Raw genomic sequence first — 20,032 nt, 5'->3', positions numbered from 1 at the left:
ATGGCTCATTCTCCAGGCTCATGAGGGCATTCACAAATAGCCAAAGGGTTTGGCGATCCCTTTCGTTCCCGGCCTTTCGAAGAGGGGCGAGCTGATGTAGCACTTCTGCAACGACAAAACCGCGACAGGAGGACATCCATGAGCGAGCATCACAGCGCCACCCCGCAGCAGGCCCGCGCCAAGATGGCGCCCTTCGACTGGGCAGACCCCTTCCTCCTGGAAGACCAGCTCACCGACGAAGAGCGCATGATCCGCGACACGGCCCGCGCCTATTGCCAGGACAAGCTCGCCGCGCGCGTCACCGAGGCCAACCGCCACGAGATCTTCCACCGCGAGATCATGAGCGAGATGGGCGAACTCGGCCTGCTCGGCCCGACGATCCCGGAAGAATACGGCGGCGTCGGCGCCAACTACGTCTCCTACGGCCTCGTCGCCCGCGAAGTCGAGCGCGTCGATTCGGGCTACCGCTCGGCCATGTCCGTGCAGTCCTCGCTCGTCATGCACCCGATCTTCGCCTACGGCACGGAAGAGACCCGCAAGAAGTATCTGCCCAAGCTCGCCTCCGGCGAATGGGTCGGCTGCTTCGGCCTCACCGAACCCGACCACGGCTCGGACCCCTCCTCCATGATCACCCGCGCCAAGAAGGTCGACGGCGGCTACCTCGTCTCCGGCGCCAAGAACTGGATCACCAATTCGCCGATCGCCGATGTCGCCGTCGTCTGGGCGAAATCCGACGCGCATGACAACAAGATCAAAGGCTTCGTGCTGGAACGCGGCATGAAGGGCTTCGAGACGCCGAAGATCGAGGGCAAGTTCTCGCTGCGCGCCTCGGTGACGGGCATGATCATGATGCAGGACGTCTTCGTGCCCGAGGAGAACCTGCTGCCCGAGGTCGCCGGCCTTGCCGGTCCCTTCGGCTGCCTCAACCGCGCCCGCTACGGCATCGCCTGGGGCGCCATGGGCGCCGCCGAGTTCTGCTGGCATGCCGCCCGCCAGTACACGCTCGACCGCAAGCAGTTCGGCAAGCCGCTCGCCGCCACGCAGCTCATCCAGAAGAAGCTCGCCGACATGGAGACCGAGATCGCCCTCGGCCTGCAGGGCGCGCTGCGCCTCGGCCGCCTCTTCGACGAGCACCGCGCCCCGGCCGAGCTCATCTCGCTGATGAAGCGCAACAATTGCGGCAAGGCGCTCGACATCGCCCGCGTCTCGCGCGACATGCATGGCGGCAACGGCGTGTCCGACGAATACGGCGTCATCCGCCACGTCATGAACCTGGAGGCGGTCAACACCTACGAGGGCACGCACGACATCCATGCCCTCATCCTCGGCCGCGCCCAGACGGGTCTCCAGGCCTTCCAGTAAGCCGCAGCCCTTTACCCATCCGGCGGCCGCTTGTTCGAATGCAAGCGGCCGTCTTCACGTTTTGTCCATCCCGTTTCGGTACACTCGGTCACGAGCCACAGGAGCGGGAGGGAGCCATGCCCCTCGAACACGTCCACGACCAGCTTCGCCTGCGCCATCCCAAGCGCAGTTTCGTCCAGTATCGCATCGACAGGCCCGGCTTCGTCACGCCGATCGGCCACCATCTCAGCACGGCGATGCGCTATACCTGCCTCATCCGCAGCATTTCCAGCGCCGGCGCGGTGCTTTCGATCAACAAGGCGCTGACCCTGCCGGAGAACTTCTACCTGGAGATCCACGGCATCCGCGACGAAATCCCCTGCACGGAATTCAAGCGCGACGGCGAGGAGCTGGTGGTGCGCTTCAACATGTTCCTGGATGCGGATTTCCTCGATCTGGTGCTCGGCCGCACGCCGCAGGACCACGAGGCCTGAGCGGCGCCTGCGCCGAAAAGCGGAGCGTTTAAACTTTTAAATATTTGTTTCAACGAAACAAAATAATCGCCTGCGACACTCTGCCCGTCTCTGTCGGACATGACGTCCTCTTTGGGAGAAAGCGGCAATGAGTGACGACGCCAAGCAGCGCACAGGCGCAGGCCTCTACGAGCGGAAATGGGAGCGGTTCGCGGTCAACCGGCAGGGCATGCTGATGACGGTCGGCTTCGACCTGATGGCACCCAAGACGCGCAGTTGCAGGCTGATCGACATATCGCTCGGCGGCGCGAGCTTTACCGTCGGCACGACGATCGGCCTGCCGCTGCATTACTACCTCTCCATCGTCGGCGTCGCCTCGCGCATCGGCTGCGCGGAAGTCTATCGCAACGACAACCGCATCGGCGTGCAGTTCATCAAGGAGATCGACGAGGAGCTCCTGCGCATGATCGTGCGGTCCGATTATTTCACCGGCGGCATCACCGGCCGCCTCAAGCAGCCGGAACGGCGCTACATGGTGGGCGTGGAGAAAGCCGGCATCGGTTCGGCCGCCAACTGATCGTTTCGCGTCACGATATTATTGGCTAGGCTGCCCGCCGGGAACCGATTCCGGCGGCGCGATCTTGCGGCGCATCGGCAGCGGCCTCCCGCATCCGTGTCGATCGATCCCAGCAGGTCCCATGTCCGCATTCTCCCGCTTCACCGCCCTCGCCCAGTCCCTGCCCGCAACCGTGCCCTTCGTCGGGCCGGAAGCCATCGAGCGCAATCGCGGCCTTGCCGTGCGCGCCCGCATCGGCGCGAACGAGAGCGGCTTCGGCCCGGCGCCGTCCGTCCTGGCGGCGATCGGCGCTGCCGCCGGCACGACCTGGATGTATGCCGATCCGGAGAATTTCGACCTGCGGGAGGCGCTTGCCCTTCATCACGGCATTTCGCGCGACAACATCGCCATCGGCGGCGGCATCGACGGGCTGCTCGGCGAGATCGTGCGGCTGATCGTCGAGCCGGGCACGCCGGTCGTCACCTCGCTCGGCGGCTATCCGACCTTCAACTACCATGTGAACGGGTTCGGCGGCCGGCTCGTCACCGTGCCCTATGTCAACGACCGGGAGGACCTCGACGGCCTCCTCGAAGCCGTGCGGCGGGAGAATGCGCCGCTCGTCTATTTCGCCAATCCGGACAATCCGATGGGAAGCTGGTGGGACGCCGACAGCGTCGTCTCCTTCGCGCGGGCGCTGCCGGAAACGACGCTGCTCATTCTCGACGAGGCCTATGGCGAGACGGCGCCGGCGGGCACCATTCCCCCGATCGGCGCGCTGATCGGCCAGCCGAACATCCTGCGCATGCGCACCTTCTCGAAGGCCTACGGTCTTGCCGGCGCGCGGATCGGCTATGCGATCGGCACGCTCGGCAATGCGCAGGCCTTCGACAAGATCCGAAATCATTTCGGCATGGCCCGGATCTCGGTCCAGGCGGCGCTCGCTGCGCTGAGGGATCAGGCCTATCTTGCGGACGTCATCGTCCGTATCGGCGCCTCCCGCGAGCGCATCTCGCAGATCGCGCGGTCCAACGGCTTGTCCCCCCTCGCCTCCGCCACCAATTTCGTCACAATCGACTGCGGCCGGGACGGCACCCACGCCCGCGCCATTGTCGACGGCCTGATGGAACATGGCGTCTTCATCCGCATGCCGGGCATCGCCCCCCTCAACCGATGCATCCGCATCAGCGTCGGGCCGGAAAACGATATGGCGTTGCTGGAGGAGGCGTTGCCGCAGGTGTTGGAGGCAATAGGCAGTAGACAGTAGGCAGGGGAATTTGGCCGGTCGCGGTCGGATAAGGCTTTTTCTTTTGACCGTGGTGCCTTCCTGTTCCCTACTGCTTACTGGCTACCCCCATCAATGAACCGTCATCCACTCGCGCGCTGCACGCAGCGCCAGGGCGAGGTCGGTCTTCGTCATCGTCGCGGCAAGGTCGGCGCGCAGCTCGGCGGCGCGTTCGCAACCCTTGATGGCGGCGATGTTGAGCCATTTGTGCGCCTGCACCACGTCGACGGCGCAGCCGCGGCCGGTGGCATACATGAGGCCCATGTCGCAGAAGATCTCGGCGCGGTTCTCGCCGCCCGTCATGGCGGCCGTTTCGGTGTTCTGAAAGTCAAAGCGTGCCATTTCGATTGTCCCTGTCTACCTGGTTTTTCTGCTCGTATTGTCCTGTTTTACCTGCCCTTTCGGGCCTCCTTGGGCGCCTGCCGTCTTCAGCGGCCTTGGTCTTCCTTCGGAGTTTTGCCGGCGGGTTTTCCCTGCTCGTCTTATGGCTCCACTATGCCGCGGGCCTTTCAAAATGCGCTTAAAATGCATGCTTAATTTGAGACAAACAAAGTCCAAACGCTTGGTAAAATTGGGTTTTCGTTAAACATCGGAAACGCTGGAAACCGCCGCATTCGCTTCAAAATTTACCGATTGTTCAACCGGCGATTTCAACCTTTCGCTAACCACGCAAACCGGTCGGGTTTTTCCCGGATGCAAATTTTCGTCGGCGCCGAGGGCGAAAACGCGCGCAAATCCGCCCTTCCGGCATATTTACCTTTACGTTCGCGTAAGATATCGTTCTCCCCGCATTCTGGAGGAGGAAAAGAATGAAGCTGAAGACATGGATGGCCGCGGCGCTGTTCGTCGTTCCCGGCATGGCCCTTGCCGCCGAGCCGATCGAGGGCACCTGGAAGACCGCCAGCGGCGAGACCGCGGCCATCGCCAGATGCGGCGGCAGTTTCTGCATCACATTGAAAACCGGGAAATTCGCCGGCAAGCGCATCGGCAGGCTGGAGGGCGCCGGCGCGGACTATACCGGTTCGATCACCGATCCGGCAGCCGACAAGACCTATAGCGGCTCCGGTTCGGTCAGCGGCCATTCGCTGAAGATGAAGGGCTGCGTCCTGAAGGTGCTCTGCAAGTCGCAGACCTGGTCGCGGCTTTGAACGGCAAGGATTGAGGAAACCGGCCGGCGCCCCGGCGCCGGCATTCGGCCGTTCCCGCGATTTTCAGCGCGCCGGCGCGCGCTGCTCGCCCTTTCCCGGGCCAATCTGTTTCTCCACATGAAAATGCCAGTTCCCCCGGGCCGAATATTGGGCTCATAGCCGCCTGATGCCGGCCAACCGGCCGACTCGATGAGTGGCCACCCCTTCTGGTGCGCCCTGCCTGCTGCCGTTCCACGCGGCCCGTTCCCTCCCCGCAAGGCGCGATCACAGCTTTCCTGAACGGGAGATGAACCGGCCTCTCAGGGAGTGTTCAGTCCCGCAATGCGACAAGGGTCACACTGAAACATGTCAATGAGGGACGACACCATGGACATCCTCGCGCGCCGCCTGACGATCATCACCCTGCTGATGGCCATTTTCGCGATCATGCTCGCCGCCGCCGTCGAGACCGACTACCGCCGCAGCACGCACAACACGACCGGCAAGTTCGTCGCCTGCGCGACGCCGGACATGTGCCGCGCCTCGCTCTGATCCTCCCTCCAAGACTGCTGGACACACCGAAATGACGACCGCCCTTGCCCATACCTGCGCCACCGCCCTGCGCATCCTCGCTCTTTCGGCGATGATGATCGCCCCGGTCGGCGCGCTCGCCTGGAGCAATGCCGGCGGTCTCGGCATCGAAAAGCAGGGGGCGGGCCTCGTCCTCTTCGTCACGCTCCAGCGCCAGTCGATGAGCTGAGATTACGCTTTTCCCTCCTGCCATTCGTGCTAAACCGGTCAGGCCAGCGCATATCCCTTCCCGTCAGCGGAAATCCGAAAGAGGGGGCGCATGGCGACGTGCCTGAGCCTGGAGCCACGGATGAAATCCCTTCTTGTCTTTTCCGCCGCGGCCCTTGCCGAGATCGCCGGATGTTTCGCCTTCTGGGCCTGGTGGCGGCTCGATAAAACCATCCTCTGGCTGCTGCCCGGCATGGTCTCGCTCGCGCTTTTCGGCTGGCTGCTGACGCAGGTCGACAGCGCCTTTGCCGGCCGCGCCTATGCGGCCTATGGCGGGGTCTATATCGCCGCCTCCCTCCTGTGGCTCTGGTTTGCCGAAGGGCTTCGCCCCGACCGCTTCGACATGGCGGGCGCAACGCTGGCGCTCGTCGGTGCCGGCATCATCCTGGCGGCCCCGCGTTAGGTCTTGCGGGCGCGCTGAAGTTGTCGTTTGCTTGTCAGAAAGCAACACCTATAGTGATTCATGAGCAAACGAATCTTTTCCCCGAAGCCCCTTTCCTTCGCGACGCCCGAGCCCTATGAGCCGCAATCCTTCGAGGATCCGGTGGCCGCGGTCGATGCCCTGCAGGCCCTCTACGACCGCAACACGACCTTCCTGACCGACGCCTTCGTCTCGCTCGGCAAGAACGGCAGCCCGGACAAGCGCTTCCGCGCCTGCTATCCGCAGGTCTCCATCGAGACGACCAGCTTCGGCCATGTCGATTCCCGCCTGTCCTACGGTTATGTCGCCTCGCCGGGCGTCTACACGACCACCATCACGCGCCCGAAACTCTTCCGGCACTATCTCAAGGAACAGCTCGGCCTGCTGATGCGCAACCACGGCGTTCGCGTCATCGTGTCGGAATCGACGACCCCGATCCCGCTGCATTTCGCCTTCGGCGAAGGCGCCTATGTGGAGGCGGAGATCGCTGAGGGCATCGAGCTGCCGCTGCGCGATCTCTTCGATGCGCCGGACCTCACCACCACCGACGACGAGATCGCCAACGGCGCCTATGAGCCCGGCCCCGGCGAGCCCTCGCCGCTCGCGCCCTTCACCGCGCAGCGCATCGATTATTCGCTCGCCCGCCTCAGCCACTACACGGCGACGAGCGCGAACCATTTCCAGAACTTCGTGCTCTTCACGAACTACCAGTTCTATGTCGACGAGTTCTGCGCCTGGGCGCGCCTGCAGATGGCCGAGGGCGGCAACGGCTATACGGCCTTCGTCGAGCCCGGCAACATCGTGACGCCCGCCGGCGCCGACAAGCCGGAGACCGACCTGACGCTCGCCCGCCTGCCGCAGATGCCGGCCTATCACATCAAGAAGAAGGGTCATGGCGGCATCACGCTGGTCAATATCGGCGTCGGCCCTTCCAACGCCAAGACGATCACCGACCATATCGCCGTGCTGCGCCCGCACGCCTGGCTGATGCTCGGCCATTGCGCGGGCCTCAGGAACAGCCAGACGCTCGGCGACTACGTGCTGGCCCACGCCTATGTGCGCGAGGACCACGTGCTCGACGACGACCTGCCCGTCTGGGTGCCGATCCCGGCGCTGGCCGAAGTGCAGGTGGCGCTGGAAAGCGCCGTCGAGGAGGTGACGGGCCTCGAAGGCTATGACCTCAAGCGCATCATGCGCACCGGCACCGTCGCCACCATCGACAACCGCAACTGGGAGCTTCGCGACCAGCGCGGCCCGGTCAAACGCCTCTCCCAGTCCCGCGCCATCGCGCTCGACATGGAATCGGCCACCATCGCCGCCAACGGCTTCCGCTTCCGCGTGCCCTACGGCACGCTGCTGTGCGTTTCCGACAAGCCGCTGCACGGCGAGTTGAAGCTGCCGGGCATGGCGACGGCGTTTTACCGGACGCAGGTGAACCAGCATTTGCGGATCGGTATAAGGGCGCTGGAAAAGCTCGCGGGCATGCCGACGGAGAAGCTGCATTCACGCAAACTGAGGAGCTTCTTCGAGACGGCGTTTCAGTGATTTCGTGGTGATCTGCCTCATTTTGGTGTATGATTTTCCTACTTCATGCACACGAGGCCGCCATGCGCACGAACATCGATCTCGATGACGATTTGATTGCGAAAGCAAAAGAATTCACCGGCCTGTCCACGAAGAAGGCTATCGTGGATCTGGCGCTTCGTGAACTCGTGCAAAATTGGGAGCGCCGCGAAGCTCTCGAAAACCTTCGCGGCATGGGCTGGGAGGGCGACCTCGACGAAATGCGCACGGATATCGATCCGGACGAAGAATTGCTTCCAGACGCTGCGGAATGATCGCTGTCGATAGTTCTGTTTGGATCGCGCTGATCCATGACCGCGATACGCCCGAGGTCATGCGGCTCAGGGCAATTCCGAACCCGGCACAAACCATCGTTGGCGATATCGTCTTATTGGAAGTTCTGCGCGGCGCTCGTAGCGATAAGCATGCGACCGACCTGCAGAAAGAGTTGGCGGCCTTCGCGCAAGCCGCGATGCTTTCGCCAGAAATTGCAGTCAAAGCCGCCGCGAATTTCCGTCTTCTCCGTACGAAGGGCATCACCATCCGAAAGACGGCCGATCTCATCATCGGCACCTACTGCATGGAGCACGGTCACAGCCTGCTCCATGCCGACAGGGATTTCGATCCGATGGCCGAGCATCTCGGCCTTCGGATCGCGTAAGGCCAATCAGGCCGTCATCACCTCCCACGCATGCTCCAGCCCCTTCCGCGTGATGTCGATCATCTGGTCGACCTCCGCATGGGTGATGACGAGCGGCGGGGAGAAGAGCATGCGGTCGCCGGTGGCGCGCAGGACGAGGCCGTTTTCCAGGCAATGGTTGCGCACGGTGACGCCGGCCTTTTCCTTGTCCTCGAAGCGCTTGCGGGTCGACTTGTCCTCGGCGAGCTGGACGGCGGCCATCAGGCCGACCTGCTGGACCTCGCCGACGATCGGCAGGTCTTCCAGCGACTTCAGGCCCGCGGCTAGGTAGGGTCCGATATCGTCGTGCACGCGCTCGACGAGCTTTTCCTCCTCGATGATGCGCAGGTTCTCCAGCGCCGCGGCGGCGCAGACGGGGTGGCCGGAATAGGTGAAGCCGTGGTTGAAGTCGCCGACCTCTTCCACCAGCACATTGCCGACGCGGTCGGAGACCATCACGCCGCCGATCGGCAGGTAGCCGGACGAAAGGCCCTTGGCGATCGGCGCGAGGTCCGGCTCCACGCCGAAATGCTGGTGGCCGAACCAGTGGCCGGTGCGGCCAAAGCCGCAGATCACCTCGTCGGCGACGAGCAGGATGTTGCGCGCCTTGCAGATGCGGGCGATCTCCGGCCAGTAGCTGGCCGGCGGCACGATGACGCCGCCCGCGCCCTGGATCGGCTCGGCGACGAAGGCGGCGACATTGTCCTCGCCGAGTTCGTCGATCTTCTCTTCGAGCTGGCGGGCCATCTTCAGGCCGAACTCTTCCGGCGAGAGGTCACCGCCCTCGGCATACCAGAAGGGCTGGTCGATGTGGTGGATGCCGGCGATCGGCAGGTCCCCCTGCTCGTGCATCCACTTCATGCCGCCGAGCGAAGCGCCCGCGACGGTGGAGCCGTGATAGCCGTTCTTGCGGGCGATGATCGCCTTCTTGGTCGGCCTGCCCATGGCGCCCCAGTAGACGCGGGCCATGCGGAACCAGGTGTCGTTGGCTTCCGAGCCGGAGCCGGTGAAGAAGACGCGGTTGATGTTCGGACCGGCATGCGACGTGATCTTCTGGGCGAGCAGCACGGCCGGCGGCGTCGTCGTGCCGAAGAAGGTGTTGTAGTAGGGCAGCTCGTTCATCTGGCGCACGACGGCCTCGGCGATCTCCTTGCGGCCATAGCCGATGTTCACGCACCAGAGGCCGGCGAAGCCGTCGAGATAGCGCTTGCCGTGGTTGTCGAAGATGTACGAGCCCTCGCCGCGCTCGATGATGCGCGTGCCGGTCGCGTTCAGCTTCTTCATGTCCGAGAAGGGATGAAGGTGATGGGCGGCATCGAGGGCACCGAGGTTGGATACGGCTGCTGCACTGCTGTTCGACATTTGACTACATCCTTGGGGGTAGATCCCGCCTTATTGAACGGCGGGACAGAATGGGTTACGAAAATGCCCATACAACAGGCATTTGGCAAGAGATCGAGCGAAAGCAAATTTCTTGTCCATGCCTCCCGCCAAACCGAAGCAGGCACCATGACAAACGACACCAAGGCAGCCGGTTCGCCGCCCGCCAATACCCCGCCCCGTATCGAAATCCTCCTCGTCGGCATGAATGGCGACCTGCGCGGCAAGCAGGTTCCGCCGGAAGGCGAGAAGAAGATCTGGGACGGTTCGGTGCGCCTGCCCTCCTCCACCCAGTCGCTCGACATCTGGGGCGACGACAATGACGACATCACGGGCCTGTCCCTTTCCGTCGGCGACCCGGATGGCGTGTGCATTCCCGACCGCCGCTCGCTGACCGCCATGCCCTGGGCGCCGGAAGGCTCGCGCCAGGTGCTCGCCACGATGCACGAATTCGACGGCACCGCCTCCTTCATGGACCCGCGCGCCATCCTCGCCCGCATGCTGAAGCGGTTCGAAGACAGGGGCTTGACACCCGTCGTCGCGACCGAACTGGAATTCTACGTGGTGGAGGACGATTTTCGCGTGACCGGCAAGCCGCGCCCGCCGGCGGCGCTGATGTATCGCGACCAGCCGAACGGTTTCCAGCTCTACGACATGCGCGCGACCGATGCGCTCGACGACTATCTCCAGACGGTGCGTGCCTGGGCGAAGGCGATGGACCTGCCGGCGGACGCAACCACGGCGGAATTCGGCCCCGGCCAGTTCGAGATCAACCTCCTGCACCGGCCGGATGCGCTCGCCGCCGCCGACGACTGCATCTATCTGAAGCGCATCGCCGAGCAGGCCGCGCGCCGCTTCGGGCTGAAATCCACCTGCATGGCGAAACCCTATGCCGAGCATGCCGGCTCCGGCCTGCATGTGCATTGCAGCGTCATCGACAGGGACGGCAGGAACATCCTCGACGCCCGGGGCGGCGAGCCGGTGAAGCTGAAATCGGTCTCAGCCGGCATGCTGCAGACGATGCGCGACGCGCAGCTCGTCTTCGCGCCCTTCGCCAATTCCTACCGCCGCTTCCAGCCCGGCTCCTTCGCACCGGTCGATCTCACCTGGGGCTTTGGCCATCGCGGCACCGCCATCCGCATTCCGGACAAGGACGGCCCGGCGGCGCGCGTCGAGCATCGCGTGGCGGGTGCCGACGTCAATCCCTACCTGCTCTTGACGGCGATCCTCGGCGGCATCCTGCTCGGCCTCGATGAGGATCTCGATCCGGGTCCGGTGACGGAGCCCGGCAAGGACGCGCCGGACGCCAAGCGCCTGACGCACGACTTCCTGACGGCCGTGGAAGAATTTTCGGCCTCGCCCTTCATCAAGGATGCGTTCGGCGCGGAGTACCAGAAGCTTTACGGCGATACGAAGCGCAAGGAGGCGATCGTCTACCTGCGCACGGTTTCGGATTTCGACTACCAGACCTATCTGCCGCGGATTTAGGGCGAACGCGGCTTACCCCCCTCTGCCCTGCCGGGCATCTCCCCCTCAAGGGGGGAGATCGGATGGAGCACCGTTTCGCCCCTCATAGACTGGTAATTTGAGCAAAGTTCCCGCTCCTTGCCGATCTCCCCCCTTGAGGGGGAGATGCCCGGCAGGGCAGAGGGGGGTAGCGCCAGACTCAAGCCGCCGCCGGTTCGCTCGTCGCCATGGTCTTCGCCTGCACCTTCGGCACCATCACCTTCAATTCGCCCGGATGCAGCCGGATCGAGACGTCGCGGTCCATCGGCAAGAGTTCGCCGTCGATGACGCAGTTGATCGCCCGGTCGACCCTCGGGAAATGCAGGTCGACCTCCGTGCCGGTCATCTCGGTGACGTCGGCATTTTCCCGCAATTTTCCGCGCAGGATGTCGAAGGCGAGTTTCGCCACGCCTGCCGGCTTCAGCGGCTTCGTCGTGTAGAAACCGAGATGGCCGCCGGTAAGGTCGTCGGCATAGAGCAGGCCGTTCTCGCCGAAACGGTTGTTCGAGACATTGATGGCGGAGACCTTTCGATGCTCCTCGACGCCGTCGACATTGAACTCCACCTCGAATTCCGGCGGATCGAGGATGACGCCGACGGCAGCGCGGGTGTTGGCGGCGATCTTGCCCAGGCGCGAGCGGTAGGTCATGGCATTGCGCAGGCGCACCATGCGGGCATGCAGGCCGGCGGAGAACTGGTGCACGAAGGCCCGGTCGTCCGCCGTGCCGATGTCGGCCGCCGCGATGTCGCCATCGGCCAGCGCGTCGATCGCCTGCCAGATGTCGAGCGGGATGTTCAGCGAGCGCGCGAAAAGGTTCATCGTGCCTGCGGGAATAATGCCGAGCGGCATCTTGCTCTGCCAGGCAAGGCCGGCCGCGGCCGAAACCGTGCCGTCGCCGCCGCCCGCCAGCATCGCGTCGAGATCCGTGCGCTCCGAACAGCGGCGCAGCGCCATCTCGATATCGGCCCCCTCCACGATATCGCAGTCGAGGTGGTGCCCCGCCTCGTAGAAGACCTTCTCCGCGTGGCGGGCATAGGCCTCCATGTCGGTGGTGCGGAACGTCCCCCCGTCCCTGTTGAATATCGCCTGTACTCTCATTCGCATACTCCGCGTCTTGGCCGAGAACGCCTGAAGGGTGATGATCGATCCATTAGATTAAGCGAGAAAGCGGCGATTAGCAGGCGAGCGTGAAACATGGCGCAATAATTCGTGAGCATACCGCCCCATGGCCAAATGGGGGACGGGTTAAAAATCGCAGTAGGCAGCGCGGCCGGCTCTGATATAGTGCCGCCCGGTCGCCTGCGTCGGGAGTACGCTTGCCGGCCGGACTGTACCTTCCCCATCGTGGCCTTTCCGGCCGGACCATACCGCATCAGCAGCCAGGAGGAGTGGCCGCCCGTGCCGGGTCTGTCGCCGGTTCGTCGCGCCTGGGCAATCCCTGCGGAGCCATCCCGTGTCCGAACATGCCTTGCCCCATGCCGCCCTCTCCTCCGGGCAGCCGCCGCTTTCGGCGCTCACCGTCACCCTCATCATCCTGGCGCTCGCCGTCGGCAGCTTCGGCATCGGCACCGGCGAATTCGCCATCATGGGCCTCCTGCCGGATGTCGGCACCACCTTCGGCGTGACGACGGCCGAGGCCGGCTATGTCATCAGCGCCTATGCCTTCGGCGTCGTGGTCGGCGCCCCGGTCATCGCCGTCATCGGCGCGCGGTTCCGCAGGCGCGATCTTCTGCTGGTGCTGATGGGCCTGTTTGCCGCCGGCAACCTTGCCAGCGCCGTCGCGCCCACCTTCGAGAGCTTCATCCTCTTCCGCTTCCTCTCCGGCCTGCCCCACGGCGCCTATTTCGGCGTCGCCGCGCTCGTCGCCGCCTCCATGGTGCCGGTCAACAGGCGCACGCAGGCGGTCGGCAAGGTCATGCTGGGGCTTACCGTCGCCACGCTGATCGGCACGCCGCTCGCCGCCTTCTTCGGCCAATTGTTCGACTGGCAGTTCATGTTCGTCGCCGTCGGCATCACCGGTCTGCTGACCGTCGCGCTCATCGCCATCTTCCTGCCGCGCGACAAGGCGCCGAAGGGCATCAACGCGCTCACCGAGCTCGGTGCGCTGAAGCGCAAGCAGGTCTGGCTGACGCTCGGCATCGCCGCCAGCGGCTTTTGCGGCATGTTCGCGGTCTTCTCCTACATCTCGCCCATCGTCACCGAGGTCGCGGGGCTGAATGTCGGCATGGTGCCGGTCATCATGGCGATCTTCGGCTGCGGCATGATCGTCGGCAACATCTTCGGCGCCAAGCTGGCCGACCTTTCGCTGATGCGCACCATCGGCTGGTCGCTGGTGCTCTATTTCTTCGTGCTGATCAGCCTGTCGCTGACGGCGGAGAACCCGGTCCTGCTCGGCATCTGCTGCTTCCTCATCGGCTGCAGCTTCGTCGTCGGCCCGGCACTGCAGACTCGGCTGATGGATGTCGCCGGCGATGCGCAGACGCTTGCCGCCGCGCTCAACCACTCCGCCTTCAACGTCGCCAATGCGCTCGGCGCGCTCTTCGGCGGCATGGCGATCAGCGCCGGCTACGGCTACGGCGCGATGGGCTTCGTGGGGGCGGCGACCGCGGTGATCGGCTTCGGCGTCTTCCTCGTTTCGCTGGCGCTCGAAAAGACCGAGCGCGCGGCAGCGTCGGCCTGCCCGGCCGAGTGACCCGCCACAACCGGAAAACGACTTGCACGGCGCCCGCTTCGGGCGCCGTTCTCGTTTCCGCACCCTGTTACCGGGGTGACAGGGCCGGGCCGGGACTCTGGTAGATATAGGCCATCGCAACCCGCTGAACGCAACGAATGAAACGGCGGGTTGCAATCGGAGAACGGTCGAAAGACACTCCGCAGGCCCCTGAACACCCCTGGAGACATCGCATGTCCGCGCTTATCGACAGCATCACCGGCAGCCGCGCCTTCGGCGTCCTCGCCCGCACGATCTTCACCTCGATGTTCTGGCTCTCCGGCATCGCCAAACTCGCCGATTTCAACGCCGGCGTCGCCGAGATGGCGCATTTCGGGCTGGAGCCGGCACTGCTCTTCAACATCGCCGTCGCCATCACACAGCTCGTCGGCTCGGCGCTGATCATCGCCAACCGCTGGACCTGGCTCGGCGCCGGCATGCTCGCCGTCTTCACCGCCCTCACCATCCCGATCGCGCACAATTTCTGGACCATGCAGGAGCCGCTGCGCACGATCGAGTTCTACGTCGTGATGGAGCACATCACCGTCATCGGCGCGCTGATGGTCGTCGCCTGGAAATCCTCAAAAGCGCCTGTCGTCCCTGCGCATTGACGACAGGCCGGGCGGCGTCTCCCTCTCTCCGGGAGCACCGCCCAGGACGGCCCCGCCTCTCCGGCCGTCCCAACCGCCCCGACGCCGCTCGTCGGGGCGGTTTTCCGCGTCAGAGGGTCGGCAGCTTCAGCGGGCCGCCCGTCTTGATGCTGCGGATCGCGAAATTGGAGCGGATGTCGGTGACGCCGGGCAAGGCGAGCAGGGTTTCGGTCAGCAGCGTCTCATAGGCCGACAGGTCCTCCACCACCACTTCCGCCAGGAAATCCGCATTGCCGGAAATGAGGAAGCAGGAGACGACTTCGGGAATGGCGAGCAGCGCCTCCTGCTGGGCGGCCGCATTCTCCCGGCTGTGCTGCCCCACCTTGATCTCCACGAAGACGGTGAGGCCGAGGCCGACCTCCTTGCGGTCTATATCGGCGCGATAGCCGCGCAGCACGCCGGATTTCTCCAGGTTGCGGATGCGGCGCAGGCAGGGCGACGGCGACAGGTTCACCCGCTCGGCGATCTCCACATTGGTCGCCCGCGCATCCTCCTGCAGCACCTTGAGGATGGCGATGTCGAATTTATCCAGATTTGGCATATTCGAGAACTTTTCTGGCTATTCCTGGCATGATCATGCGCATCCTACATTTCAGACGGCACAACACGCAAGGACATGCCCCGGCCTTCGGCGCTAAGTTGCGGCCATGAATTGAGCCACAGCGCAGAAAGGACATCGCCATGGCCATGGTCTCGCTTTCTTCCGAGGGGAAGACCAATCCCCTCGTCGCCGGTTATGCCGGCGCGGTCGTCACGGTCCTGATCTGGGCGACCTGGGTGCTCGCGACGCGCCACACGGCGGCAACGCCGCTCGGCACGATCGATATCGGCCTCATCCGCTACGGCGTGCCGGCCCTCCTCCTCGCGCCGGTCTGGCTGAAGACCGGGCTGATGCCGAAGCATGTGCCGGCAAGACTCGTCGTCGTGATGGTTGCGGGCGCCGGCGCGCTGTTCTTCCAGGTGACGGCGGCGGCGCTGCACACCACGCCCGCCGCGCCCGGCGGCATCCTGCTCGGCGGGTCCATGCCGCTCGCGACGGCCCTCATCGGCATCACGCTGTTCGGCGAGCGGCCGGATCGCATGCGGCTTGCCGGGCTTGCGGCCATCGTCGCCGGCGTCGTCATCCTGCTTGCCGCCAGCCTGCAGAAGAGCGGCATGACCACGACCGGCTTCCTGCTGCTGCCGCTCGGCGCCGTGCTCTGGGCCGGCTTCACCCATGCCTTCCGCCGCTCGGGCCTCTCGGCCCTCGAGGGCGCGGCCCTCATCGCCGTCTGGTCCTTCCTGATCCATCTTGTCCTGGCCGCGCTCTTCGGCACGCATCTTGGCGAGGCCTCCCTGCCCGACCTCGCGCTGCAGGTCACCAGCCAGGGCATCCTTTCCGGCCTTATCGCCACCTTCGCCTATGGCACCGCCATCCGCACGCTCGGCGGCAGCCAGGCCGCCGCCTTCACCGCCATCACGCCGGTGCTGGCGACGCTCGGCGGCGCGGTGTTCCTCGGCGAGAGCTTCGGCGCGGCGGAAATCACGGCGGCGCTGGTCGTCGGAGCGGGCGTCGCCCTTTCCACCGGCGTCCTCTCGCCGAAACGCTGACCGGCAAACAGGAAAGGCACCCGCGGCGCTCGCCGGGGTGCCCTTCTTCGTGCCCTGTGCCCGTTATCAACCGTGAATGATCTCGCGGTGCTTCTGCAGGCGCTTGCCGAAGGCCTGGCTGACGCGGTCGAAGATGATCGCGATGCCGACGATGGCGAGGCCGTTGAAGATGCCGAGCGTGAAATACTGGTTGGAAATGGCCTTCAGCACCGGCTGGCCGAGGCCCTGCACGCCGATCATCGAGGCGATGACCACCATGGCGAGCGCCATCATGATCGTCTGGTTGATGCCGGCCATGATGGTGGGCAGCGCCAGCGGCATCTGCACGTTCTTCAGCTTCTGCCAGCTCGACGAGCCGAAGGCATCCGCCGCTTCCAGGACGTCCTTGTCGACGAGGCGGATGCCGAGATTGGTCAGGCGGATCATCGGCGGGATGGCGTAGATGACCACCGCGATGAGCCCCGGCACCTTGCCGATGCCGAGCAGCATGACGACGGGGATCAGATAGACGAAGCTCGGCATCGTCTGCATCACGTCGAGGATCGGGTTGACGACGCTCTGCACCCGGTCCGAGCGCGACATGAGAATGCCGATCGGAATGCCGATGACGATGGACAGCACGGTACAGACGAAGATCATCGAGACCGTCTTCATCGTGTCGTCCCACATGTCGAAATAGCCGATCACCAGCAGCGTGCCGATGGCGCCGGCGACGATCTTCCAGTTGCGGCTGGCGAACCAGGCGACGAGCGCGATCAGCAGGAGGATGATCGGCCAGGGCGTGCGCGTCATGAAGCGCTCGGACCAGATGAGAAAGTGCTGCAGCGGCTCGAAGATCGATTCGATGCCGTCGCCATAGGCGCGGGTGAAGGTGCGGAAGCCCTCATCGATCGTCTTCTTGAGATCGCGCAGGCTATTTGCGTCCATCGTCGGAAATTTCGTGAACCATTCCATGTCGATCCCCTTCCGGCCTTGACCGATCTGCGCCGGTCTTCAAGCCAACCCTGATAGATGCCGCCCGATGATGCGCCGGCGGCATGTGATGAAACGAAGGTGAGGCGGCGCGCCCGAAGACGCGCCGCCCGGTTGGTTCGATCAGCCGGTCAGAGCGCGGCCTTGATCTTTTCGGCCGCTTCCGGCGAGACCCAATCCTTCCAGAGGGCTTCGTTCTCCTCCAGGAAATGCTTGGCGCCATCGTCGCCGCTCGCCTGGTTGTCGGTCATCCAGGCCATCAGCTTGTTGACCGTGTCGTTCGACCAGGCGCGCTTGTTGAGATAGCCCATGACGTCAGCGCCGGCGCGGTCGGAGAAGGCCTTGGTCACCAGCGTCTGGACCTTGTCCTTCGGCCAGTCGTTCTTCTGCGGGTCTGCGCAGTCGGCAACCGTGTTGCAGCGCTTCCACTCGGCCTCGTCGAAGGGAACGCCGTGGTCGAGCTTCACCATCTCGTACTTGCCGAGAAGGGCCGTCGGCGCCCAGTAGTAGCCGACCCAGCCTTCCTTGCGCTCGTAGGCTTTCGCGATCGAGCCGTCGAGGCCGGCGGCCGAGCCGGTGTCGACCAGCGTGAAATTCGCCGCTTCCCCGCCATAGGCCTTGTAGAGCTGGCCGGTCACGACCGTGCCGCCCCAGCCCTGCGGGCCGTTGTGCACGGCGCCCTTCGACTTGTCCTCCGGATCCGGGAACAGTTCGGGGTGCTTCAGCGCGTCGTCGATCGTCTTGATGTCCGGGTTGGCGTCGGCGATGTATTTCGGGATCCACCAGCCCTGAACGGCGGCGTCCGAAAGGGCGACGGCAGCGCCGATCAGCTTGCCTTCCTCGATGCCGCGGTTGACGACGTCCGGCAGCAGGTCGACCCAGCCTTCGGGCGCCAGGTCCGGCTCGCCCTTCTCGATCATCGAGGTGATGGTCGGAACCGTGTCGCCGACGATGACTTCGGCATTGCAGCCATAGCCTTCGGTGAGGATGAACTTGTCGAGCGCGGCGAGAACCTCGGCGCTCTGCCAGTTCATGCTGGCAATGGTCACGTCGCCGCATTCGGCGCGCGCCGCGCCCGTCATGGCCAGGAGGCCGGCGACGAGGCAGGTGGAAGCAAGTAGATGTTTCATGTCCGTTCCCTCATTTCGGCGGTGTCATTGTGCCGACAAGGGCCCGCTGCACCGCCGGCGCCGGGCCCGTGATTCCTCTGCGGATCCATCCTGGACAGGGCCAGTCGGGGGCCTTCTCTTTCCACGATGCCGCATCCTCGACTTTTGCAGCTACGCGGTCGAATGCCGGTACGAATGCGTCTGCCATTGACCCCTATGCGTCATGGAAAGGCCAAATTCGCAAGACCGCCCCGACTTTGTCCAAGCGTGGGGTCGCGACGGCAATGTTATGATGCAATTCAGTTTTTTCAAAGAATGAAAACACCGAAAGGGCCGGCGAACGCCGACCCCTCTTGCTGCGCGTCACGTGCGCGCTGTCGCGAGCGTGCCGCCCGTCAGGCCATGCGCCGGCCCTGGATGACGTGGACGCGTCCGCCGGTCTTCACCCGTTCGTAGAGGTCGATCACGTCCTGGTTGAGCATGCGCACGCAGCCGCTCGACATGGCCTCGCCGATCGACCACGGCTGGTTGGTGCCGTGGATGCGGAACATGGTATCGTTGCCATTCTGGTAGAGGTAGATGGCGCGGGCGCCGAGCGGGTTGTTGAGGCCGCCGGGCACGCCGCCGGCATATTTCAGGTTCTTCTTGGGATCGCGGCGGATCATGTTCGGCGTCGGCGTCCAGCTCGGCCATTCCGCCTTGCGGCCGATATAGGCGCTGCCGGCCAGCGAATAGCCCTGCCGGCCGACGCCGATGCCGTAGCGCATCGCCCGGCCGTTGCCGAGCACGTAGTAGAGCCGGCGGGCCGGCGTGTCGACGACGACGGTGCCGGCGGCATGGCCGGTGTCATAGGCGACTTCCTGGCGGCGCAGCTCGGGCTTGATCTTGTCGATCGGAATCGCCTTCAGCGGGAATTTCTCGTCCAGCCTGTCGCCGTAATTGGCACGGTCGCTGGTGCCGTTCGTCGCGCAGCCGGCAAGCAGTGCGGATGCGCCGAGCAGGAATCCGCGGCGGGAAATCGACATGTCCAAAGCCCCTAATATGTCATCTATGGGGCTGAAAATTATGCGTTTATGGTTAATGCTAGGTTAAGCGCCGGCATTCACGGCCGCGCAAGGCCGGCCCGCAGCAGGATGCCGCCGACCAGAAGGCACAACAGGCTGAAAGCACCGATCGCCCAGGCCGTGCCATCCGGCCAGGCCGAAAGGGCCGAGACCGGCATGGCAAGCGCCGGATCCGCCGCCGAATAGATGACCGTCACCCGCGCGGCCGGTGTGTAACCGGCGGGGTCGATGGCGGTGTAGGAGGTGGTGCGGATCCGCTGCCCCTCGGCCGTCGTAAATTCGAGGATCGGGTAATAGACCTCGCGGCGGCTGGCGCGGCTTCCCACCCAGGCGGCCTCGAAGCCCGTCATCTCCGCCTCGACGGTGTGGCCGGACGAGGCCAGGTCCCGGTAGATGCCATGCACCGACCACAGCCCCCAGGCCGCCAGCAGCCCGACGACGACGAGCACGGCGCCAATGATGGTCGCAATGCCGGTTCGCCACCCGCGCCCAGCCCTTCCGAATACCGGCCCGGCCTGCATGTCGCCGATCCCTCCCCCGTTCGGCAAGAACTATACAGGGCCGGCCCGGCAACTTGAAGCTGCCGGAAGAGGACAGGCAGGCGCCTCCGCACCGCTCCCGGCCGCAGGGTTATCGCCTATGGAAGGAAATCGTTGCCACATCCCCCTTGTCCCCCGCGGGGAGAAGGTGCCGGCAGGCGGATGAAGGGGATGGCGGAGGCGCAACCGATCCGCCCAAGCCGCTCCTCATCCGACCCGGGGCCTGTCCTCGGGCTCGCCCCTGGCGAGACCCGTAGGGGCCACCTCCTCC

General features: G+C 64.7%; 23 protein-coding genes. 15 read left to right on the top strand and 8 right to left on the bottom strand.

Translation table 11 applies throughout. The features are described 5' to 3' along the window. The first annotated feature begins 138 nt into the window (after window positions 1-138). The 4 genes from shn_RS05760 to shn_RS05745 all read left to right on the top strand — a co-directional run bounded on the left by shn_RS05760 (window position 139) and on the right by shn_RS05745 (window position 3,634). Window positions 139-1,362, top strand: coding sequence for an acyl-CoA dehydrogenase (locus tag shn_RS05760; protein ID WP_064329552.1), 1,224 nt, complete (start codon window positions 139-141; stop codon window positions 1,360-1,362). Between the two features lie 116 nt (window positions 1,363-1,478). Then, on the top strand, window positions 1,479-1,835 hold the full coding sequence (locus shn_RS05755; RefSeq protein WP_064329551.1) for a hypothetical protein: 357 nt from the start codon (window positions 1,479-1,481) through the stop codon (window positions 1,833-1,835). 127 nt (window positions 1,836-1,962) lie between these two features. Next, complete coding sequence (locus tag shn_RS05750; protein WP_064329550.1) at window positions 1,963-2,391, top strand: PilZ domain-containing protein; 429 nt, start codon at window positions 1,963-1,965, stop codon at window positions 2,389-2,391. A gap of 121 nt (window positions 2,392-2,512) precedes the next feature. Next, on the top strand, window positions 2,513-3,634 hold the full coding sequence (locus shn_RS05745; RefSeq protein ID WP_064329549.1) for a pyridoxal phosphate-dependent aminotransferase: 1,122 nt from the start codon (window positions 2,513-2,515) through the stop codon (window positions 3,632-3,634). 90 nt (window positions 3,635-3,724) lie between these two features. On the opposite strand, the gene shn_RS05740 is transcribed toward shn_RS05745, so the two are convergent. Further along, a complete protein-coding gene (locus shn_RS05740) occupies window positions 3,725-3,994 on the bottom strand; it encodes a sel1 repeat family protein (RefSeq protein WP_024270734.1) in 270 nt (89 codons plus the stop codon). Window positions 3,995-4,461: 467 nt separating this feature from the next. Here shn_RS05740 and shn_RS05735 point away from each other — a divergent pair, with 467 nt between their 5' ends. From shn_RS05735 to shn_RS05710, 7 genes are all read left to right on the top strand, one after another. Continuing rightward, complete coding sequence (locus shn_RS05735; protein ID WP_064329548.1) at window positions 4,462-4,800, top strand: DUF2147 domain-containing protein; 339 nt, start codon at window positions 4,462-4,464, stop codon at window positions 4,798-4,800. 351 nt (window positions 4,801-5,151) lie between these two features. Further along, on the top strand, window positions 5,152-5,331 hold the full coding sequence (locus shn_RS05730; protein ID WP_064329547.1) for a hypothetical protein: 180 nt from the start codon (window positions 5,152-5,154) through the stop codon (window positions 5,329-5,331). 31 nt (window positions 5,332-5,362) lie between these two features. Further along, window positions 5,363-5,539 carry a hypothetical protein gene (locus shn_RS36335; protein ID WP_162852968.1) on the top strand — a complete coding sequence of 59 codons (177 nt, stop codon included), beginning with the start codon at window positions 5,363-5,365 and terminating at the stop codon, window positions 5,537-5,539. Window positions 5,540-5,659: 120 nt separating this feature from the next. After that, window positions 5,660-5,980, top strand: coding sequence for a YnfA family protein (locus tag shn_RS05725; protein WP_064332465.1), 321 nt, complete (start codon window positions 5,660-5,662; stop codon window positions 5,978-5,980). Between the two features lie 60 nt (window positions 5,981-6,040). Beyond that, a complete protein-coding gene (locus tag shn_RS05720) occupies window positions 6,041-7,543 on the top strand; it encodes an AMP nucleosidase (RefSeq protein ID WP_064329546.1) in 1,503 nt (500 codons plus the stop codon). 62 nt (window positions 7,544-7,605) lie between these two features. Then, window positions 7,606-7,836, top strand: a complete 231-nt coding sequence (locus shn_RS05715; protein ID WP_064329545.1) for a type II toxin-antitoxin system VapB family antitoxin — start codon at window positions 7,606-7,608, stop codon at window positions 7,834-7,836. Then, window positions 7,833-8,222 (top strand): PIN domain nuclease, encoded by a 390-nt coding sequence (locus tag shn_RS05710; protein ID WP_064329544.1) that lies wholly within the window; start codon window positions 7,833-7,835, stop codon window positions 8,220-8,222. Before shn_RS05715 ends, shn_RS05710 begins: the two co-directional genes overlap by 4 nt. Window positions 8,223-8,228: 6 nt before the next feature. Here the strand turns inward: shn_RS05710 and shn_RS05705 are convergent, their stop codons facing one another. Further along, a complete protein-coding gene (locus shn_RS05705; protein WP_064329543.1) occupies window positions 8,229-9,602 on the bottom strand; it encodes an aspartate aminotransferase family protein in 1,374 nt (457 codons plus the stop codon). Window positions 9,603-9,749: 147 nt separating this feature from the next. Between shn_RS05705 and shn_RS05700 the strand changes: the two genes are divergently transcribed. Beyond that, a complete protein-coding gene (locus shn_RS05700) occupies window positions 9,750-11,108 on the top strand; it encodes a glutamine synthetase family protein (RefSeq protein ID WP_064329542.1) in 1,359 nt (452 codons plus the stop codon). 178 nt (window positions 11,109-11,286) lie between these two features. On the opposite strand, the gene shn_RS05695 is transcribed toward shn_RS05700, so the two are convergent. Then, window positions 11,287-12,225, bottom strand: coding sequence for a diacylglycerol kinase family protein (locus tag shn_RS05695; RefSeq protein ID WP_064329541.1), 939 nt, complete (start codon window positions 12,223-12,225; stop codon window positions 11,287-11,289). A gap of 355 nt (window positions 12,226-12,580) precedes the next feature. Between shn_RS05695 and shn_RS05690 the strand changes: the two genes are divergently transcribed. Together shn_RS05690 and shn_RS05685 are read left to right on the top strand one after the other, a co-directional pair. Then, a complete protein-coding gene (locus tag shn_RS05690) occupies window positions 12,581-13,819 on the top strand; it encodes an MFS transporter (protein WP_064329540.1) in 1,239 nt (412 codons plus the stop codon). A 212-nt stretch (window positions 13,820-14,031) separates the two neighbouring features. Then, window positions 14,032-14,448, top strand: a complete 417-nt coding sequence (locus tag shn_RS05685; RefSeq protein ID WP_064329539.1) for a DoxX family protein — start codon at window positions 14,032-14,034, stop codon at window positions 14,446-14,448. 109 nt (window positions 14,449-14,557) lie between these two features. Here shn_RS05685 and shn_RS05680 read toward each other — a convergent pair whose 3' ends face one another. Then, window positions 14,558-15,028, bottom strand: coding sequence for an Lrp/AsnC family transcriptional regulator (locus tag shn_RS05680; RefSeq protein ID WP_064329538.1), 471 nt, complete (start codon window positions 15,026-15,028; stop codon window positions 14,558-14,560). Window positions 15,029-15,168: 140 nt separating this feature from the next. On the opposite strand from shn_RS05680, the gene shn_RS05675 reads away from it, so the two are divergent. Next, window positions 15,169-16,077 carry a DMT family transporter gene (locus shn_RS05675; RefSeq protein WP_064329537.1) on the top strand — a complete coding sequence of 303 codons (909 nt, stop codon included), beginning with the start codon at window positions 15,169-15,171 and terminating at the stop codon, window positions 16,075-16,077. Between the two features lie 66 nt (window positions 16,078-16,143). On the opposite strand, the gene shn_RS05670 is transcribed toward shn_RS05675, so the two are convergent. From shn_RS05670 to shn_RS05655, 4 genes are all read right to left on the bottom strand, one after another. Further along, window positions 16,144-17,031, bottom strand: a complete 888-nt coding sequence (locus shn_RS05670; RefSeq protein ID WP_064329536.1) for a proline/glycine betaine ABC transporter permease — start codon at window positions 17,029-17,031, stop codon at window positions 16,144-16,146. Between the two features lie 149 nt (window positions 17,032-17,180). Further along, on the bottom strand, window positions 17,181-18,179 hold the full coding sequence (locus tag shn_RS05665; RefSeq protein WP_064329535.1) for an ABC transporter substrate-binding protein: 999 nt from the start codon (window positions 18,177-18,179) through the stop codon (window positions 17,181-17,183). A gap of 374 nt (window positions 18,180-18,553) precedes the next feature. After that, window positions 18,554-19,183 carry a L,D-transpeptidase gene (locus tag shn_RS05660; RefSeq protein WP_064332464.1) on the bottom strand — a complete coding sequence of 210 codons (630 nt, stop codon included), beginning with the start codon at window positions 19,181-19,183 and terminating at the stop codon, window positions 18,554-18,556. A 77-nt stretch (window positions 19,184-19,260) separates the two neighbouring features. Beyond that, window positions 19,261-19,671, bottom strand: a complete 411-nt coding sequence (locus tag shn_RS05655) for a DUF3592 domain-containing protein (protein ID WP_168168894.1) — start codon at window positions 19,669-19,671, stop codon at window positions 19,261-19,263. Between the last annotated feature and the right edge of the window lie 361 nt (window positions 19,672-20,032).

The sequence above is a fragment of the Shinella sp. HZN7 genome (genome assembly GCF_001652565.1).
Classification (GTDB): Bacteria; Pseudomonadota; Alphaproteobacteria; order Rhizobiales; family Rhizobiaceae; genus Shinella; species Shinella granuli.
This window is presented reverse-complemented; position numbering and strand designations above follow the sequence as displayed.

Coding starts and splice junctions, on each gene's coding strand:
- shn_RS05695 (WP_064329541.1), bottom strand. CDS start 12,225: ATGAGAGTACAGGCGATATTCAACAGGGACGGGGGGACGTTCCGCACC.
- shn_RS05730 (WP_064329547.1), top strand. CDS start 5,152: ATGAGGGACGACACCATGGACATCCTCGCGCGCCGCCTGACGATCATC.
- shn_RS05750 (WP_064329550.1), top strand. CDS start 1,963: ATGAGTGACGACGCCAAGCAGCGCACAGGCGCAGGCCTCTACGAGCGG.
- shn_RS05685 (WP_064329539.1), top strand. CDS start 14,032: ATGTCCGCGCTTATCGACAGCATCACCGGCAGCCGCGCCTTCGGCGTC.
- shn_RS05660 (WP_064332464.1), bottom strand. CDS start 19,183: ATGTCGATTTCCCGCCGCGGATTCCTGCTCGGCGCATCCGCACTGCTT.
- shn_RS05735 (WP_064329548.1), top strand. CDS start 4,462: ATGAAGCTGAAGACATGGATGGCCGCGGCGCTGTTCGTCGTTCCCGGC.
- shn_RS36335 (WP_162852968.1), top strand. CDS start 5,363: ATGACGACCGCCCTTGCCCATACCTGCGCCACCGCCCTGCGCATCCTC.
- shn_RS05710 (WP_064329544.1), top strand. CDS start 7,833: ATGATCGCTGTCGATAGTTCTGTTTGGATCGCGCTGATCCATGACCGC.
- shn_RS05755 (WP_064329551.1), top strand. CDS start 1,479: ATGCCCCTCGAACACGTCCACGACCAGCTTCGCCTGCGCCATCCCAAG.
- shn_RS05675 (WP_064329537.1), top strand. CDS start 15,169: ATGGCCATGGTCTCGCTTTCTTCCGAGGGGAAGACCAATCCCCTCGTC.
- shn_RS05760 (WP_064329552.1), top strand. CDS start 139: ATGAGCGAGCATCACAGCGCCACCCCGCAGCAGGCCCGCGCCAAGATG.
- shn_RS05705 (WP_064329543.1), bottom strand. CDS start 9,602: ATGTCGAACAGCAGTGCAGCAGCCGTATCCAACCTCGGTGCCCTCGAT.
- shn_RS05665 (WP_064329535.1), bottom strand. CDS start 18,179: ATGAAACATCTACTTGCTTCCACCTGCCTCGTCGCCGGCCTCCTGGCC.
- shn_RS05740 (WP_024270734.1), bottom strand. CDS start 3,994: ATGGCACGCTTTGACTTTCAGAACACCGAAACGGCCGCCATGACGGGC.
- shn_RS05680 (WP_064329538.1), bottom strand. CDS start 15,028: ATGCCAAATCTGGATAAATTCGACATCGCCATCCTCAAGGTGCTGCAG.
- shn_RS05715 (WP_064329545.1), top strand. CDS start 7,606: ATGCGCACGAACATCGATCTCGATGACGATTTGATTGCGAAAGCAAAA.
- shn_RS05745 (WP_064329549.1), top strand. CDS start 2,513: ATGTCCGCATTCTCCCGCTTCACCGCCCTCGCCCAGTCCCTGCCCGCA.
- shn_RS05725 (WP_064332465.1), top strand. CDS start 5,660: ATGAAATCCCTTCTTGTCTTTTCCGCCGCGGCCCTTGCCGAGATCGCC.
- shn_RS05700 (WP_064329542.1), top strand. CDS start 9,750: ATGACAAACGACACCAAGGCAGCCGGTTCGCCGCCCGCCAATACCCCG.
- shn_RS05720 (WP_064329546.1), top strand. CDS start 6,041: ATGAGCAAACGAATCTTTTCCCCGAAGCCCCTTTCCTTCGCGACGCCC.
- shn_RS05670 (WP_064329536.1), bottom strand. CDS start 17,031: ATGGAATGGTTCACGAAATTTCCGACGATGGACGCAAATAGCCTGCGC.